Here is a 17,987-nt window from a genome sequence, read left to right as displayed (position 1 = left end):
CGGCGGTCAGCGCGCGGCGGGGAGGCTGACGGTCTGCTCCCGCTCGTGCCGGTCCATCTCCGCCCGGAAGGCGGCCACCAGGTGCGGCTGGATCCTGCCGGCGTTGCGGTCACCGCCCTCGCAGACGGCTCCCCTGACCCCCACGATGTCCGTGCCGATGCGGGTCAGTTCCGCGAGGTCGTCCTGGCGGACACTGCCGGCGAGGGCCGCGAGCCGGCCCGACGCGTGGCTCAGCTGGACGAACTCGGCGCAGACGTCCGGCGGAACGTGGTCGAACAGCCGCGTCCCGTCCTTCACGGCGGTGTCCAGCATGGCCGCGTCGGCGCCGGAGCGGGTCGCGATGTCGGGCACCGCGAGCGGATTGACGCAGCCGATGCGGTGGGCGTCGGCATAGCCCGAGGCGACGACGAGCGCGTCCGGGTTGTGCTCCTTCACCGCCCGTACGACGGCGCGCATGACCTCGATGCCCTGGTCAGGGGTCGTGCATCCGTAGAGACCGACCTTGATGTAAGTGGCTCCGGAGACGACCGCGCCGAGTGCGGCCTGGGCCACCGTGCCGGGCTTGTACGGGACATCTCCCACGGTCGCGGACACCGGCTTGTCCTCCGGGACCGCCTCGCGGATCTCCCTGATGACCCAGGGGAAGTTCGCGCCGAGAGAGCCCTCGTCGGGCTTCTTGACGTCGACGATGTCGAGGTGCTCCGCCGCCTTGGCGCAGTCGAGCGCTTCCTCGACACCGTCCGGGGAGATGAGAAGCAACACCTGGCCTCCTTCGCCGCGGGTCCGGCCCGTCCATGGACGGGGGCCGCGGATCGCCTGGTCCTTGTCTGGCGCACTCATCATTTCCGTCACCCTTCGCAGCCGAAAGGGCGCACAGAGTGCCCGTTGAGTGATCAGGGCGGGGCGCAACGCGCCGTGCACACCGGAGCGAACGGGCCCGCGCCGAGGTCGGTTTCGACCCGCTCCGCGTCTCGCCGACCCCGTCCTCACTCGTCCGCACCGTCCGTGGTGCCCCGCCGAGGGGGCGCATGCAGTGTCGTCAGGAGCGTCCTTTCGCCCCCGAGGGCGGCGGGTGTCATCGCTCCCCACCCTCGCCGTCCACACGCTCGGTACCGCCGAACCCCCCCCACACCCGGAGTCACGCCATGACCGACGGAGAGCACGACAGCGCAGCCGATGCCGCGCCGGACTCCGACCTGTCGGCCGCGCACGTCTCCGTGAGGCTGCTGGAGCGCCTGGCCGACCGGCTCGGGGGACGTGCCGCCGTGACCGCCGTCTACGGTCAGCCCGTCACCGTCGGCGGCGTGACCGTCATCCCGGTCGCGGCGGTCGGTTTTGGCTTCGGGGGCGGTGCGGGACGGGAGGTCGGCGCCGCCAGGACCGCCGACGGCGGCGGAGGGGGCGGAGCCGTGGGCGCCAGACCCCTCGGCTACATCGAGATCCGTGACGGCGCCGCGGCCTACAAGCCCGTCCGCGCTCCCTGGCGCGATGTCGCCCTGCCACTGTCGGCGGTAGTCCTCGCGAACGCGCTGCCCAAGGTGATCCGCGCGCTGCGGCGACGGCGACGGCCTCGGCGAGGGCGTGGATGAACCCCAGCGACGGCCTCGGCGAGGGCATGCAAGAGGTCGCACCGCGCTGCCGGCTGGCATCGATCGGCTGCCGCACCGATGAGTTTTCTCGGCGGGACCGGTCTGCACGGGCATGAAGACTCACACGCTTGAGACAGCCGGCGCCGACCTCGTCCACGACGTGCGGGGGCCGCTGCCGGCCGGTGACGGACGGCCGCCCTTGCTGATGGTCGGGCAGCCCATGGACGCCTCCGGCTTCGCCGCGCTCGCCGCGCGCTTCCCCGAGCGGACCGTGATCACCTACGACCCGCGCGGCCTCGGCCGCAGTGTCCGCAAGGACGGGCGGGTCGACCACACGCCGGAGACACAGGCCGAGGACGTGCACGCCGTCATCGAGGCGCTCGGGGCCGGGCCGGTCGAGGTGTTCGCCAGCAGCGGCGGGGCGATCACCGCGCTCGCACTGGTGGAGAGGTATCCCTCCGACGTGACCACGCTGGTCGCGCACGAGCCGCCGCTCCTCACCCTCACCCCGGACGGCCCCGCGGCCGTGCGGGCGCGGGCGGCGGTCCGGGACGCGTACGAGAAGCGGGGATGGGGGGCCGGGATGGCCGCGTTCGTGGCCATGACCTCGTGGCAGGGTGAGTTCACGGACGCGTACTTCGCGCAGCCCGAGGCCGATCCCGCGGCATTCGGCATGCCCACCGAGGACGACGGCTCCCGTGACGATCCGCTGCTGTCCGACCGGTCGTGGGCGGTCAGCGGCTACCGGCCGGATGCCCAAGCGATCACCGCCGCGCCGACCCGCGTGGTGATCGCGGTGGGTGAGGAGTCCGCGAACCTGCTGACGGCACGCACCTCCGTCGCGATGGCCGAACTGCTCGGGCAGAAGGTGGCCGTGTTCCCGAGCCATCACGGTGGCTTCTGCGACGGGGAGTTCGGCTATCCGGGGAAGCCGGACGAGTTCGCGCGTCGGCTGCGGGAGGTCCTCGACGGCGCCTCGTAGGCCGGGTGGCCCCGGCCTAGGGCGCGCGTCGACGACTCGATCGCGGCGCGGGAGTTCGGGTGGGGGCAGCCCGGTGATGCGCCTCCCGGCACCGGTTGTCACCCCACCCGCACCTCCGTTGCCTGCGGCAGTTGCAGATGCTCGCCTTGGAACCGTGACCGGAGTGAGCGGTCGTGGGTGACCAGGACGATCGCCCCCGGGTAGCCGGTCAGTGCCTCCTCCAGTTGCTCGACCAGCGCCGGTGACAGGTGGTTCGTCGGCTCGTCGAGCAGCAGGAGACCGGCGGGTTCCGCGACCAGGCGCGCCAGGTCCACGCGGCGGCGCTGGCCGTACGACAACTCGCCCATGCGCGAGCCGAGTTCCGCGAGGCGGAAGAGGCCGAGGGCGAGCAGGGCGTCGGCGTGTTCGTCGGCGGTGCCCGCGCGTCCCGTCCCGAACGCCTCGGTCACCGTCAGATCCGGTGGCCAGGGCGTCTCGTCCTGGCGCAGGTGGCCCACCCTGCCGGGCACCCGCACCGTGCCCTCGTCCGGTCGCAGCTCACCGGCGAGCAGCTTCAACAGGGTCGTTTTCCCCGCGCCGTTGGGGCCGGTGACGAGGAGCCTGCCGTTGCGGCCGAGGGTGAGGGACTCGAGACGCAGGCGGTCACCCACGCGTACGTCCGACAGCTGGACGGCGGGCGCTTCCGCCACCGCGCTTCCCGTGTCCCCTCCCGGCCCCTCCCCCGGCACTGCCATGCGTGGCGTGAAGGCCAGCGGGTCGGGCGGTGGGGTGACGGGGTGGGCGGTCAGCCGCTCGACCCGCTCACGGGCGTTGCGGATGCGGGCCATCGCGCCGTGCGCCCGGCCGCGCGCCCGGAAACCGCCGTGGCCGAAGTTGGCCAGCGGTGCTTTGCGGGGGATGACGCCGAGCCGGGCGGCGTGGCCGGTGACCAGCCGCTCGTTGCGGGCCAGCTCGGAGCGCCATTCCTCGTACTCCCGCAGCCGTCGGCGGCGCTCCGCCGCCTTCGCCGTCCGGTAGCCGGCCCAGCCGTCACCGTAGCGGGTGACCTTCCCCGCCTCGGCCTCCAGGACCGTGGTGGTCAGGCGCTCCAGGAACACGCGGTCATGGGTGACGGCGAGCACCGTGCCGCGGTGGGCCCGCAGTTGGGCCTCCAGCCATTCGACCGCCCGGTCGTCCAGGTCGTTGGTCGGCTCGTCCAGGAGCAGCAGCTCCGGACGGCCGGCCAGGACCCCGGCCAGGGCGAGACGGGAGCGCTCACCGCCGGAGAGGGTGCCGAGCCGGCGATCGCGGCGGAGCGCCGGCAGGCCGAGGTGGTGCAGCGCGATGTCCACCCGGTGGTCGGCGTCGTAGCCCTCCCGGGCCTCGTAACGGCGGAGGAGCGCGTCGTACGCGGCGAGTGCCGCCGGGTCCTCGACGTCCTGAAGCGCCTGCCCGGCCCGGTGCAGCTCGGCCTCCAGGGCCCGCAGGTCCGCGAGGGCCAGATCGACGGCGTCCTGGACGGTGGCGGTCGGGGGCAGGGGGAGGGTCTGGGGCAGGTGACCGACACCGCCGGCGGCGGCCACGGTCACCTCTCCCCTGTCCGGGCGCTCCTGACCTGCGGCGATTCTGAGAAGCGTGGACTTGCCCGCGCCGTTGTCGCCGATCAGTCCGGCCTTCTCACCCGGCTTTAAGGTGAAGGAGACGTCGTCGAGAACGGTGCGGCCGGGGTAGCCCTTGGTGACATGGCGAAGAGTGAGTTGTGGGGTGTGCAAGATGGAGATCCCTCCTGGCGCAACGGGCTGCGGCCCGGGCCGGATCGGGGTGGACGTCTGCACGGCGGGGCGCGGCGACGGCGGAGCACTGCTCTACGCGGTCGGCACCGGTCAACTCACAGGGACCCCATGGGCAGGACACTACGGGACGCGGGGCGATCTGACAAGACGATACGTCTCGGATCGCACAGGAAGTGTTACGTGCGGCTCCGCAGGTGGCGCGGACAGGGCGGCAACGTCGACCAGGCCGGCGGCATGACCACCGCCCGACAGCGGCGGGCGCCGCGACCCCGCGCGGTCGATTCGACGATGTCGCGAGGCGAACGGCCACACGCGGGCCGCGTGCCCCTCCCCCACCCTCCGAGCACTCAGGCGAGGATCTTCAACAGCCGCTCGGCGAGGACCTCGGCGGATGCCGGGTTCTGCCCTGTGACCAGGTTCCGGTCCTCGACCATGTACGGCTCCCAAACGGGCCCGCGGCTGTACTCCACACCGACCTTTTCCTTCAGGTCCGTCTCCAGCAGCCAGGTGGCCCGGGAAGCCAGCCCCACGCCTTCCTCCTCCTCGTCGGAGAAGCCGGTGACCTTGTAGCCCTTGAACGGCGACACTCCGTGGATCCGGGTCGCCAGCATCGCGGCGGGGGCATGGCACACGATGAACAACGGTGCACCTGAAGCGAGTTGATCGGTCAGCAGTCGGCCCGCGTCCGCGTCGAAGGCCAGATCGGACATGGGGCCATGACCACCCGGCAGATACACCGCGTCGTAGTCCTCCAGACGCACGTCCGAGAGCTTCAGCGGGCGACGCAGCACCTCGGCGTCACGAATGACGGCCTCAAGTTCCAAGGCCCCCTGCTCACCACCCGCCATCGACGGGCGGAGGCTCATCATGTCGACACTCGGGATCGCGCCGCCCGGTGTCGCCACGACCACGTCATGCCCGGCGGCCGTCACCGCTTTGTACGGTTTGGCGAACTCTTCCGCCCAATAGCCCGTGGCATATCGCGTGCCGTCCTTCAGCACCCAGTACGCCGCACCACTCACTACGAACAGGACCTTTGCCATCGGGCCGCCTCCGCTCGGGTCCTTCAAGGCGTCTGAATCACCCGTTCAGTCTAGAGGTCTCCGGAATGTGCCGCATGCGCCGCAGGTGAGCTCCGGGGCGCCGGTGACCGGCGAGGTCACAGACCCCGGCTCGCGGAGCATCGGATCCGTGACCTCGCGCAGGTGGTCACCGGGGAAGACGCCGACGTGACGTCGGGCGCCTCCCGCCGGACATGGTCGTACGGGCCATGCGCCTCCTCAGCCGGGCCGGGAGGCAGAGGCACCGGACGGGCTCAGAAGGTCAGGCTCCAGCGCTGGAGATGACCCGGGTCCAGGTCGTACAGCCCCGGTGTGGCGTCGGTGACCCGAAGTGTCCAGGTACCGGACTTCGTGACGGCGGAGGCGTCGACCGTGTACGTCTCGTGCAGTTCGGGCGTGAAGACATAGGGTCCCCAGGGTTTGACCTGGATGACGGTGCCGTCCGGGGCGATCAGGTCGATCACCATGGCGTTGCTGAACTCGTGGTCGAGGTCGACCGTGACCTTGAGGTCGCTCGGCGCCTTGCCCGGCTTCCCCTTGTAGACCAGCGGAGACTCGGCCACCCCCCACTGGGGGATCACATACGTGGTGGGGTTGACGAAGAAGTGGCCTCCGGACTCGAGAGCGGTCCAGGTGAAGGCGAACGTCCGGGTGTCCCCGGCCGCATCCGCGACGACGATGGACGAGGGGACGTCGCCGGCCTTGCGGGGGGTGCCGGTGATCAAGCCGGTGGTGCGGTCGATCGACAGGCCCGAAGGCAGCTTTCGGGCGGAGTAGGTCAGCGGGCCGGGACGTGTGCTGGACGCCCTGATCTGGCGGCTGACCGGCTGGCCGGTGGCCACCGGCCCGGTCGGCAGCGGATCCGCGGCGATGTGGTTGACGAACCGGTTGCCGACGTTGACACCCGCCCAGGCGTTGGCGACGGCCTCGTAGGCATCGCTCTGCGAGCCGTACAGGTCGGCCGCGGCCTGGAGCGTCGCGGTGCGGGCGCCCGCGTAGTCGGTGGTGCTGGTCATGTAGACCGTGAGGGCGCGGTACACCACATCGGCGGCGTCGCTCCGTCCGATGCCCGCGACGGGCAGCTTGTCGTAGGTCGGGCTGTCGTAGTCCACACCGTTGATGGTCTTCTGCCCGCTGCCCTCGGCGAGCAGGTAGAAGAAGTGGTCACCTATCCCGGCCACCATGTGCGCTTCTTTCCGCCTGGCTTCCGGCGTCCAGTAATCCAGGGGCGCGTAGCCGACGGCGCTGACGCCGGCCTTCGAGGGACGGTCCATGTAGCGGATGGGCTTGCCGTCGCCGTGCAGGTCGTCCAGCTCGGCCACCATGTAGTCGGGCACGTCCCGGGGGTTGTCGGCGTAGAACTCGACGGCGGCGGCCATCATGTCGCTGATCGCCTCGTTGAGGCCCGGTGATTCACCGAAGTCGCCCAGCCCGGCCGTGGCGGAGGTGACTCCGTGCGTCATCTCGTGGGCGGCGATGTCCAGGGACGTCACCGGGTGCTGCCCGTCCGCTCCGTCGCCGTAGCTCATACAGAAGCAGCCGTCCTGCCAGTTGGCGTTGGCGAGAGGGACCCCTCGTGACTGCTCGTAGTGCACCCTGGAGGTGCTGCCGCGGCCGTCGTCGGCTATGCCGTTGCGGCCGAAGCGGTCCTTGAAGAAGTCCCACGTCATCCGCGCGCCGTACGCCGCGTCGACCGCCGCGGTCTGGGGGTCCGACGGTGTGCCGTCGCCCCACACGTCGTCGTCGTCGGTGAACAGGATCCCGCGTGAGTCGACGCTCGAGTCGAGCGTGCGGTGGCCACCGCGCTCGGGGTCGATCAGGGCGTAGGTGCCGTCGGCCTGAGGGGTGGAGCCGATCGTGACGCGCCCGCTGTGGAGGCTGTTGCCCTGGGCGGACTTCACGTGTTCGGCGTTCGCCAGGACGGTACCCCTCGCGGCGTCCGTCACGACGTGGCGCTCGCTGGGGGAGCCGTCCTGCTGCACGCCGGTGACGACCGTCTCCCAGGCCAGCTTCGGGCGGCCGTCCATCATCCAGACGACCCGGCGGGGGGCGTCGTGCGCGTCCGCCTTGCCGGTGCCCTCCGCCGAGGCCTCGCTCAGGGCCGACTTCCTCGCCGTGGCCGCCGGCACCTCGGCCGTGGTCGTCCCCAGGGTCAGCTTGCCCTGGGCGGCGTAGGTGACGGTCCGGGACCCGCCCCGCTGATGGACCACCAGGTCACCGCCGAGCACAGGCAGTCCGGCGTACGTGCGGTCGTAGCGGGTGTGCACCGTCCCGTCGGCGTCTTCGACGACGTTCTTCGGGATCAGTGTCTCGTGGCTGCCGAGGCCCAGTGCACGGGCCGTGTCCGGCGCCGCGTCGGCCGCCCGGTCGAGCAACTCCTGGCGTCGATCGGGCGGCAGGGGGACAGCCCTGGCTCCCGGCTTGGCCGTGGCGTCGATCTGAGGGAGCGCTCCCACCGACCGGGGGGTCCCCGGTGTGTCGTCAAGGGACGCGGCGCCGGCCGAGGCGGGCAGCGAGGAGACCGCCAGGGCCGCGGCGGTGATCACCACGGTCGCGGCCAGGCGGCGTCTGAGGCGGTGTGAACCCTGTGGGGACACCGCCCTGTTGATGAAGGGATTCAATTCCGGGTCCTTCTGTTCGGCTGTCCACGGATGGTGACGGCCGCCGATGCGGGTGCTGGAGGCCGTGATGCCTCCAGGTGCGGGTTGCAGCGGAGTGATCGTTACAGGCGGAACAGCCGTCGCGAAGGGCCCTGTTGGATCATGAGCAGATCTTTACCTGGTCGACCCTGATTGATTTTGATCGATTTCGGGTGTTGTAACGAAGCCCTTCACCCTGCACGCCGCCGGCGAGGGCGAGTGATGCTCGACTCGCCCGCGGTCGCTTCTTCGCCCTCTTGACGCAGGTCGTGAGCTGCGGTGGCCGGAGCCGGGCACCTCGCGCGGGCTCCGGCCACTGCGCGGCTCCTTCAGCCCGAAGGCCCGGCTGATGGTCTGCGTGACACCGCCGCCGTTGCGCTGCTTGGCGGTGACCCGGAAGGACACGTGGTCGGCCCGGACGGGCGCGTGGAGCCGGGCCTGCCAGGCGCCGTCCGCCTTCTTCAGGACCTGCGGCCGCCACGTCGCGCCGTCGTCGTAGGAGACCTCCAGTGCGACCGAGGTGACGGCGTCCTCGGCGGCGTCGCCGCCGACGACAGCGGGCTTCACCGACAGGACCGACGAGCGTGTGGCGCGCCCGGCGAGGTCCAGATCCGTGTCGTAGTCCAACTGGGCCAGCGGGATGACCTCGTTCTCGGCCTGGCCGGACATGAAGGTCCACTCGGTGTGCGTGGTGGTGGAGTACGGGGTGAGTTCGGCGTTGCTCTTCGTGGTGGTGACCAGTCGGTACGGCAGCCGCTGCGGGGAGAGGTCGCCCACACCGAAGTCGGGGTGCGGCCCGTTCCGCACCAGCAGTCTGTCGCCCTGGTAGAGCGCGAAGCTCCGGGACATCCGGCGCGTGTCACCGCTGTGCGCGGATCCTCCGTCGCCGAAGGCCGCGATCTGCCCGCCCATCGCGTTGTCGACCCGGTGCGGGACCTCGAAGGTGAGCATGCGCGGCCGCGTGATCGGGCCGAACCAGTGTTCGCTCTGCACGCTGCGCGGCCGGTAGCCGGTGATGCCGGTGAAGGTCGACCAACCGTCGATCGACCCGTACTGCTGCCATCTGACATCGTTGCCGGCGGATACCCAGTCGGTACGGTGGCCCGGGGCGACCGGCTCCTTCGGGAACGGGGGAACGCGCGTCGCTCCGAAGACCGCGTCGGGGTAGGCGGCGGGCATGCGCTCGTAGGTCGGGCTGTCCTCACGGCTCTCGATGATCTGCTTGCCGGGCGGCGGCGCGAAGGTGTTCTCGATGCGCGCCAGGCTGCCGGGGTCCGTCGCGGCGGACGGGTCGGCGGGGACTCCGCCCTGGTGATAGTCGGCCAGGTCGTACAAGTACTCCGGCGTGGAGTGTGCTTCGACCGTCAGCTTGGTCCAGAGTCAGTGATCGACTGCATCCGACCACCCTGGGATCGGAAATGTAAGCACTTGAATGATCTACCAGTTGGCTGTAGCACGGGCGCGTCGGCCGGCCCCGTCGACGAACCGCCCGCGATCGGCGGACCGTTCGAGAACGTCGCTGTCCGCGCGCCAGGCAGGCGGACTTGGCCGTGCATCAACGGACTGCCGAGGCAGGCCTGAAGACGGCATTGGTCCCGCACATGACCGGCGCCGGAGGTCTGCGCCTCGCGCCGCACGCCGCGTTCACGACCAGGCCGGCCTTCCCGGGCCCGCAGGGTGCGGCTCGGCACGGACGAGGGGGCGCCCCCCCGCGCTCGCATGGTCGACCACGGACCGGATGCCGGCGCGCCCCGCGTCGGGCGGCGAGGGCCACGGGGCCTCCACCGGGCCGGACTACGACGCCGGCCGGAGGATCCGGAACGGCGCCGTGTCCGCCCGCCCCGGCGTCCTCGTCCGGTGCGCCGACCAGGCGGACGCCCAGGCGGCCGTACGGGCCGCGCGGGCGGACCGTACCGCCCGCGCGGCCCGTCGGCGGTCAGACGGTGAACCGGTGGGTGCCCGAGCCGACCCGGAACACCTGGCAGCCGTCCTCGTGGCGCAGCGGTGTCGCGCCCGTGTGCGTGACCCGGTCCGTGGCCGACGCCGGGACCCACACCTGCGCCGTGGTGTTCGCGGGCACGGAGCACGTCAGCTCGAAGCGGCCGCGCCGGCGCCGCCACCACGTGGAGATCGGGCCGCGCACCGACCTCAGCGTCGCCCGGGCCTCATCGACGCCACCGCCGGGACGGGGACGGACGACGACCTCGCGGTAGCCCGGCCGGCCCGGGGAGATGCCCGCGATGTGGGTGTACATCCACTCCCCCACCGAGCCGTAGGCGTAGTGGTTGAAGGAGTTCATGCCCGGGTCCTGGAAGGTCCCGTCGGGACGGAGGGAGTCCCAGCGCTCCCACATCGTGGTCGCGCCCTGGTCGATCTGGTAGCCCCAGCTCGGGAAGGTGCGCCGGGTGAGCAGCCGGTAGGCGACGTCGGTGTGTCCGGTGTCGGTGAGGACGGGCAGCAGCCGGGGCGTGCCGAGGAACCCGGTCGACAGGTGCCAGTCGCGGGCCGCGATGAGGGCCACGAGGCGGTCGGCCGCCGCGTCCCGCGACGCGTCCGGCACCAGCCGCATGGACAGGGCGAGGACGTACGCGGTCTGCGTGTCACCCTTCACCCTGCCCGCGGCGTCGACGTAAGCCCGCTGGAACGCTTCCCGCACCCGCCCGAACAGGTCGTCGTAGGGCGCCGGGTCCCGGCCGAGCTCGCGTGCCATCCTCGCCGCGAGGTCCGCGACGTGTGCGAAGTAGGCGGTGGCGATGACGTCCTTCGGTGTCTCGTCGTCGACGTTCAGCCAGTCGCCGAACCCGTCCGCCGGCCGCAGCAGGCCGTCGCTGTGCTTCTCCAGGTAGCCCAGCCAGGCCACCACGGACGGCCAGGCGTCCTCGACGACGCGCAGGTCCCCGTACGCCTGGTACAGGGCCCACGGGACGGTGACGCCGGCGTCGCCCCAGCCCGCGGCTCCGTCGCCGAGGCGCCCGACGTCGGGTGCCACGTGCGTGAAGGAGCCTTCCGCCGTCTGCGCGTCGCGCAGGTCCGTCAGCCACTTCGTCAGGAAGCGCGCCGACTCCATGGTGTAGGCGGCGGTGGGTGCGAACACGTTGATGTCGCCGGTCCAGCCGAGACGTTCGTCCCGGGCCGGGGTGTCGGTCGGGACGGAGAGGAAGTTCCCCCGCTGTCCCCAGGTGATGTTGCTGTGCAGCTGGTCGAGCATCGGCGAGTCGGTTTCGAAGGTGAGCGTGGCCGGCGCGTCGGTGTGCATGACGCGTCCGGTGACCGCTCGCGCGGTCGGGGTGCCGGGGAAGCCGGTGACCTCGACGTAGCGGAAGCCGTGGAAGGTGAAGCGGGGTTCGTACGTCTCGGTGCCGCCGCCCTTGAGGACGTACGTGTCGGTCGCCTTCGCGGTGCGGAGGTTCGCCGTGTAGACGGTGCCGTCCGCGTTGAGGACCTCGGCGTGCCGCAGGCGCACCACGGTGCCCGCCTCGCCCTTGACCCGCAGCCGTACCGAACCGACCATGTTGCGGCCCAGGTCGAAGACGAACACCCCGGGCCGGGGCTCGGTGACACCGACCGGTGTCAGCTCCTGGGTGACCCGTACCGGGGCGTCGGCCTGGGCCACGACACGCTCGGGAAGTTCGCCGTCCGCCTCACCGGCGCGCGGCCATCCCCCGTCGTCGAAGCCCGGTGAGGTCCAGCCGGGAGTCTCCTTGCGGGCGTCGTACGTCTCGCCGTCCAGCAGGTCGGCGGCGACGATCGGCCCCGTCGACGCGGACCAGTCCGTGTCGGAGGTGACGCGCTGGGTGGTCCCGTCGGCGTAGTCGACCTCCAACTGGGCGAGCAGCGCGGGGTGTTCACCGTACTGGTGCGGACCGAACATGCCGACGTCGCCCGCGTACCAGCCCGGCGCGAGATGGACCCCGAGGGCGTTGCCGCCGCTACGGACCACCTCCGTGACGTCGTAGGTCTGGTACTGCACGCGCGTGCGGTAGTCCGTCCATCCGGGGGCGAGCTGGTCGCGGCCGACCCGGGCGCCGTTGAGGTGCGCCTCGTACAGGCCGAGCGCGGTGACGTACAGCCGCGCCCGCCGCACCTTCCCGCGCCGCAGGGAGAACTCACGGCGCAGCCGGGTGACGGCGTGCGTGACGGGCGTGACCGCCCCCCACGGGCCGCCTCCCCATGGTGCCGCCTCGCGGGCGGCCGCCCATGCGGCGTCGTCGAAACCGGCGCCGCGCCAGTCCCCGGCGGGCTCCTCGTCGGTGACCTTCCAGGCGGCGTCCGTCACGATCCGCTGCTCGCCGGGGGCCGTGCGTACGACGAGGACGGCGAGCAGGCCGGCGGGCCCCTCGGTGGCGTTGACCGCCTCGACCGCGATCACGTTGGCGCCGGGCCTCGCCTGGTCGAGGACGTCCACGACGGCGGGCTTGCGCCAGTCCTGGTCGTCCGTGGCCAGGTCGGTGCGGGCCACCTCGTGGCCGTTGACGGACGCCGAGTAGGCGTTGTCCGCGGTGATCACCAGTGTGGCCGAGGTGATGGCCTCGGGGAGGTCCGCGGTGCGGCGGAACCAGCGGGTCTCGGCCGGGGCGCTGCTCGCCGGGTCGCCCTCGGGGAACCAGATCCAGTGGCCGCCCTCGAAGGACGGCGCGTCGGTCAGCTCCGCGGGGGCGGAGATCCACCGCGCGGACCACTGATCGGCACCGAGCAGGCCGGTCTCCCACCAGTCCGGTTCGCTCCACCCGGAGACCCTGCCCCGGCCGTCCCAGACCCGCACGGTCCAGAAGTACCGTGTCCTCGGCCGTAGTTCGGGGCCCCCGTACGGGACGAGGGCCGACTCGTCCGACGTCACCGGTCCGCTGTCCCAGACGTCCGGGTGGGTCAGGGCGGCGGCGCTGGTGGCCACCCGCAGCTGGTAGGCGCTCTGCCGGAACCCCGGCTCGTCCGAGTCCATGGGCCAGCTGAACCGCGGGCGGGGATGGTCGAGGCCCAGCGGATGCCGGGCGTACTCGACGGTGGGGGCGGTGATCTTCACGGGTGCGGATCGGCCGCCCGCTCGGGCGGTGGTGGAGGGCGTGGGCGCGGCCTGGGCCGGCACGGCTCCGGCGGCCGCGGCGGCCACCGCGGCCGCCGTGCTCGCCAGGACATTTCTGCGACTGATCACTACGCCACCTCGCACGGTAGGACTGAATCGTTTCACATGGGGTGAGCTTGGCCACCGTAGAGGCGTGGGCGCGAGGGGTCAATGAGGAGTGCGCGTAAAAAGGCGTGAAGAGTGAGGCCACGAAGTACCCGCGTGGATGGATAAGGGCGTTCATGGGTGAGTCCTCTGAGCGCGAGCCAAGAGGCGCAGCCGGTGATTCCGTCACGGCGCAGGCCCGAGCCGATTGAACGGTTTCAATCAGCGACGGCCGTGGCCCACCGCCCGTCGCCCCACCCGACCGCTTTCGGCCATGAGCCTGGCGGCCCGGTGAGGCACATGGCCAGGGCGTGTCGGAAACCGCGCGGGACACGGATGGTTCCGGGTGACTCGAAACGCGCGATGCGGGAACCGGAACAGGAGTCACGACACAGGGGGTGACGCCGAGTACCCGCCCGGCCGGCACCCTCACCGGAGGAGATTCCACGATGGCGCACGAAGACGACACCCAGCGGGCCGTGCCGAACACGCCGGGGATGCGTACGGACGGGGACGGCGTCACGCGCCGCCGGCCGCTGCGCAGGCGGCACGTCGAGGAGACCGTCGACGTCGCGGTGCCGGTCCGGACGGCGTACAACCAGTGGACGCAGTTCAAGACCTTCCCGCGCTTCTCGGGCCTGGTGCGCGGCGTCGAGCAGGTCAGGCCGACCGTGACGGCCTGGACCCTCGGCCGCGGGCCGCTGCGCCACCGTTTCGCGGTCGAGATCGTGGAGCAGGACCCCGACGCCTACCTGGCCTGGCGCGGACTCGAACAGCACCCCTCCCACGAGGGCGAGGTCGAGTTCAGGCCGAACGGCTCAGGGGGCACCACGATCACCGTCCGGATGCTCCTGGAACCGAGGGGAGTGGCGGGGATCCTGACCCGCTCGTCCCGGGCCACCGACATGGCCGCCCGGCTGGTGCGCGGAGAGCTGGTCAACTTCAAGCGGTTCATCGAGGGACTGGGTCAGGAGGGCGGGGCCTGGCGCGGCACGATCCGCAACGGCCGTGTGCAGCACGACCGCCCGGAACCGCCCAGGAGCCGCGTCGCCCAGTGGCCCGTCGGCTGACCGCGTACCGGACACGGCAAGAGAAAGGCGAACCGATGCAGAACGCGCCCGGCGAGGAGCCGGAGACCACCCTCTCCGTGACACCGCCGAAGAAGTGGGCGGCCGGTGTCCCGGCGGTCGTGCACGCCCTGGAGTACTCGCTGGAGCAGACGTCCCCGCGCAAGACGGGGGTGGACCTGCTGACGATGAACCAGGTGGGGGGCGTCGACTGTCCCGGCTGCGCGTGGGCGGATCCGGCCCCGGGCCGGCGTCATCGCAACGAGTACTGCGAGAACGGCGCCAAGCACATCAACGACGAGGCCACCACGCGCCGGATCACCGCCGACTTCTTCCGTGAGCACAGTGTCTCCGACCTCGCCGCCCGTTCCGACCTGTGGCTCAACCAGCAGGGACGGCTCACCGAGCCGATGATCAAGCGGCCCGGCTCCGACCACTACGAGCCCGTCGACTGGAACGAGGCCCTCGGCGTCCTCGCGCGGGAGCTGCGGGAGCTGGCCTCCCCCGACGAGGCCGTCTTCTACACCTCCGGCCGCGCCGGCAACGAGGCCGCGTTCGTCCTGCAGCTCTTCGCCCGCGCCTTCGGCACCAACAACCTGCCGGACTGCAGCAACATGTGCCACGAGTCGAGCGGCTTCGCCCTGAGCGAGACCCTCGGCACCGGCAAGGGCACCGTCAGTCTCGACGACCTCCACCACGCCGATCTGATCTTCCTGGTCGGGCAGAACCCGGGCACGAACCATCCGCGCCAGCTGTCCGCGCTGGAGGAGGCCAAGCGGCGCGGCGGCCGGATCGTGGCGGTCAACCCGCTGCCGGAAGCCGGACTGCGGCGCTTCAAGAACCCGCAGAAGCCGAGCGGTGTCGTAGGCCGCGGCACGCAGATCGCCGACCGTTTCCTGCACATCAAGCCCGGCGGCGACCTCGCCCTGTTCCAGGCCCTCAACCGTCTGCTCCTGGAGGCCGAGGACGCCCGCCCCGGCACCGTGCTGGACCACGCCTTCATCGACGCCCACACCACCGGCTTCGAGGAGTTCGCCCGGCACGCCCGCACCGTCGACTGGGACGACGTGCACGCGGCGACCGGACTGACCCGCCAGGAGATCGAGGCCGTCCGCGACGAGGTGCTGCGGAGCGAACGGGTCGTCGTGTGCTGGGCGATGGGCATCACCCAGCACAAGCACGGCGTACCCACCATCCGGGAGATCGTCAACTTCCTGATGCTGCGCGGCAACCTGGGGCGCGCCGGCACCGGCGCGTGCCCGGTGCGCGGCCACAGCAACGTGCAGGGCGACCGGACGATGGGCATCTGGGAGCAGATGCCCGACTCCTTCCTCGACGCCCTGCGGGAGGAGTTCGGCTTCGACCCGCCGCGCGCGCACGGGCTGGACTCGGTGAAATCGATCAAGGCGATGCGTGAGGGCCAGGTCAAGGTCTTCCTCGCGCTCGCCGGGAACTTCGTCCGTGCCGCCCCGGACAGCGAGGTCACCGAGGACGCGATGCGTTCGTGCCGGCTGACGGCCCACATCTCCACCAAGCTCAACCGCTCGCACACCGTGTGCGGCGACACGGCGCTGATCCTTCCGACCCTGGGGCGGACCGAGCGGGACGTCCAGGCCGACGGCGAGCAGTTCGTCACCGTCGAGAACTCCATGAGCGAGGTGCACACCTCGCAGGGGCGGCTCGAACCGGCGTCCCCGCTGCTGCTCAGCGAAGTGGCGATCCTGTGCCGGCTGGCCCGCCTCACCCTGGACGGCAAGCCGGACATCCCCTGGGAGAACTTCGAGGGCGACTACAACACCATCCGTGACCGCATCTCCCGCGTCGTGCCGGGCTTCCACGAGTTCAACGCGCGGGTGACCCGTCCCGGGGGCTTCCAGCTGCCCAACCCGGTCAACGAGGGGGTCTTCAACAACGCGGTCGGCAAGGCCCTGTTCACCCGCAACGAGCCCGTCGTCCCCCGGGCGCCCGAGGGTCACCTGCTGCTGCAGACGCTGCGTTCGCACGACCAGTGGAACACCGTCCCGTACACGAACAACGACCGCTACCGCGGCATCCACGGCAGCCGTCACGTCGTGCTGGTCAACCCGGCCGACCTGAGTGAACTGGGGCTGTCCCAGGGCGACCGCGTCGACCTGGTGAGTATCTGGGCGGACGGCACCGAGCGCCGGGCCGAGAACTTCCAGGTGGTGCCCTACCCGGCCGCGAAGGGCTCGGCCGCGGCCTACTACCCGGAGACGAACGTCCTGGTCCCGCTGGACAGCGTCGCCGACATCAGCAACCAGCCGACGTCGAAGGGCATCGTCGTCCGGCTCGAACCCGCCTCCGGCGGGACCCGCCCCGCACCCGCCTGACCGGCCTCCCTCGCACCGGCCTCCCTCGCACCGGCCTCGCTCTCGCCGGGCGGCTCGCGCCGACGCAGGTGCGCGAGCCGCCCGGCGGTGCGCCGGGGTCCGACGAGGGCGTGGCTGTCACCGGTCAGGAAGCGGGGCGTACAGGCGGCGCACGGCGAGGGCGGCGATGTCGTCGTCGAGATGTCCGCGCGCGTAGTGGAGCAGGTCCTTGTGCAGCCCGTCCAGCAACTGACGGGGCGGCGTCCGGCGGTGCAGCCGCGCCCAGTCCGCCAACGGGAAGAACCTGCCGGCGCCGTCGCGGGTCTCCGTCACGCCGTCGGTGCAGAGCAGCATCTGGTCGCCCGGCAGGAAGGGGACGGTGTCCACGTGGTAGTGGTGCCCGAGGAGAGCCGCGAGGTTGAGGGGCGTCGAGGTCAGTGTGGGCTCCAGGACCTGGACGTCTCCTCCCCCGCGCAGGAAGACCGGCGGCGGATGCCCGCAGTTCAGGATGTCGACGTGTCCGGCGTCGTAGGGAATCTCGGCGAGCAGAGCCGTCGCGAAGTGCTCCGCCTGATCGTCGGCGGGGACACTGGCGCTGTAGCGGGAGATGGTGGTCTGGAGCCGGCGGACCAGTGCCCTGAGGTCCGGCTGGTCGTACGCGTTCTCACGGAAGCAGTTGATCACCGCGGAGGCCGCTCCGACCGCGGACAGGCCCTTGCCCCGCACGTCGCCGATGAGCAGACGGATGCCGTAGGGCGTGTCCGCGGCCTCGTAGAAGTCGCCGCCGATCCGTGCCTGCTCCTGGGCCGCCAGATAGATCGACTCGATCTCGATGCTGTGGACCCGGTGCGGCAGCGGCCGCAGCAGGACCTTCTGGGCCGCGTCCGCGACGAGCCGGACCTGGAACAGCGTCTCCTCCCGCTGAAGCCGCAGATGGCTCGCGTACGCGGCCGCCGCGGTGACCGCACCGATCGCGGCGGCCGTGTACGGCGTCCCCAGATCGGGGTAGAAGAAGCTGAGGCTGATCATGACCAGCAGGCAGAACACCCCCAGCAGGACCGTCGGGAGCACGGGCCACAGTGCGGCGGCGAGGGCGGGTGCGGCCGTCAGCAGGCGGCTGAAGGCGATCTCCCTCGGCGTGGAGGCCGCGAGGGCGGTGATGATGAGGGTGACGATCACTGGCGACAGCAGCACGGCGTCCCGCTGGCCAGCCTGAGGACGATGACGGCGCCGGGGCCTTCCTGAGCGGATCACAAACGGATCTTATCCGGACAACATGGACATCAGATCGGTGGGCTGGAGCCGCGGGCCGGGCGGACTCGCTGTGCGCGGCCTCGGGGGCGGCGGAACCTGTGACAGCCCTGTCAGGGAGCGCCGGTCCCG

Annotated in this window: 11 protein-coding genes; 4 read left to right on the top strand and 7 right to left on the bottom strand. The window is 71.5% G+C overall.

Going from position 1 to position 17,987, the window contains the following annotated elements; genetic code table 11:
• Nucleotides 1-6 precede the first annotated feature (6 nt).
• A complete protein-coding gene (locus B100_RS0123670; protein ID WP_024886892.1) occupies nt 7-762 on the bottom strand; it encodes a (5-formylfuran-3-yl)methyl phosphate synthase in 756 nt (251 codons plus the stop codon).
• A gap of 383 nt (nt 763-1,145) precedes the next feature.
• On the opposite strand from B100_RS0123670, the gene B100_RS0123665 reads away from it, so the two are divergent.
• Complete coding sequence (locus tag B100_RS0123665) at nt 1,146-1,589, top strand: spore germination protein GerW family protein (protein ID WP_024886891.1); 444 nt, start codon at nt 1,146-1,148, stop codon at nt 1,587-1,589.
• Between the two features lie 112 nt (nt 1,590-1,701).
• Nucleotides 1,702-2,571 (top strand): alpha/beta fold hydrolase, encoded by an 870-nt coding sequence (locus tag B100_RS0123660; protein ID WP_024886890.1) that lies wholly within the window; start codon nt 1,702-1,704, stop codon nt 2,569-2,571.
• Between the two features lie 98 nt (nt 2,572-2,669).
• On the opposite strand, the gene B100_RS0123655 is transcribed toward B100_RS0123660, so the two are convergent.
• The 5 genes from B100_RS0123655 to B100_RS0123635 all read right to left on the bottom strand — a co-directional run bounded on the left by B100_RS0123655 (nt 2,670) and on the right by B100_RS0123635 (nt 13,192).
• Nucleotides 2,670-4,322 carry a TlrC/CarA/OleB/SrmB family ABC-F type ribosomal protection protein gene (locus tag B100_RS0123655; RefSeq protein ID WP_024886889.1) on the bottom strand — a complete coding sequence of 551 codons (1,653 nt, stop codon included), beginning with the start codon at nt 4,320-4,322 and terminating at the stop codon, nt 2,670-2,672.
• Nucleotides 4,323-4,690: 368 nt separating this feature from the next.
• A complete protein-coding gene (locus B100_RS0123650; RefSeq protein WP_024886888.1) occupies nt 4,691-5,386 on the bottom strand; it encodes a type 1 glutamine amidotransferase domain-containing protein in 696 nt (231 codons plus the stop codon).
• A 272-nt stretch (nt 5,387-5,658) separates the two neighbouring features.
• Complete coding sequence (locus B100_RS0123645; protein ID WP_486585691.1) at nt 5,659-8,001, bottom strand: M4 family metallopeptidase; 2,343 nt, start codon at nt 7,999-8,001, stop codon at nt 5,659-5,661.
• 177 nt (nt 8,002-8,178) lie between these two features.
• Nucleotides 8,179-9,378, bottom strand: a complete 1,200-nt coding sequence (locus tag B100_RS0123640; RefSeq protein ID WP_024886886.1) for a hypothetical protein — start codon at nt 9,376-9,378, stop codon at nt 8,179-8,181.
• Between the two features lie 601 nt (nt 9,379-9,979).
• Nucleotides 9,980-13,192: an alpha-L-rhamnosidase gene (locus B100_RS0123635; protein ID WP_024886885.1), complete on the bottom strand. Its 3,213-nt coding sequence runs from the start codon at nt 13,190-13,192 to the stop codon at nt 9,980-9,982.
• 464 nt (nt 13,193-13,656) lie between these two features.
• On the opposite strand from B100_RS0123635, the gene B100_RS0123630 reads away from it, so the two are divergent.
• Both B100_RS0123630 and B100_RS0123625 read left to right on the top strand, forming a co-directional pair.
• A complete protein-coding gene (locus B100_RS0123630; RefSeq protein WP_024886884.1) occupies nt 13,657-14,277 on the top strand; it encodes an SRPBCC family protein in 621 nt (206 codons plus the stop codon).
• 35 nt (nt 14,278-14,312) lie between these two features.
• Nucleotides 14,313-16,625: an FdhF/YdeP family oxidoreductase gene (locus B100_RS0123625; protein WP_024886883.1), complete on the top strand. Its 2,313-nt coding sequence runs from the start codon at nt 14,313-14,315 to the stop codon at nt 16,623-16,625.
• A 117-nt stretch (nt 16,626-16,742) separates the two neighbouring features.
• Here B100_RS0123625 and B100_RS0123620 read toward each other — a convergent pair whose 3' ends face one another.
• Nucleotides 16,743-17,798, bottom strand: coding sequence for a PP2C family protein-serine/threonine phosphatase (locus tag B100_RS0123620; protein ID WP_051490040.1), 1,056 nt, complete (start codon nt 17,796-17,798; stop codon nt 16,743-16,745).
• Between the last annotated feature and the right edge of the window lie 189 nt (nt 17,799-17,987).

The organism is Streptomyces sp. CNH189, assembly GCF_000527195.1.
The sequence above is the reverse complement of the archived record's forward strand: the minus strand, read 5'-3'. Positions and strand labels throughout refer to the sequence as shown.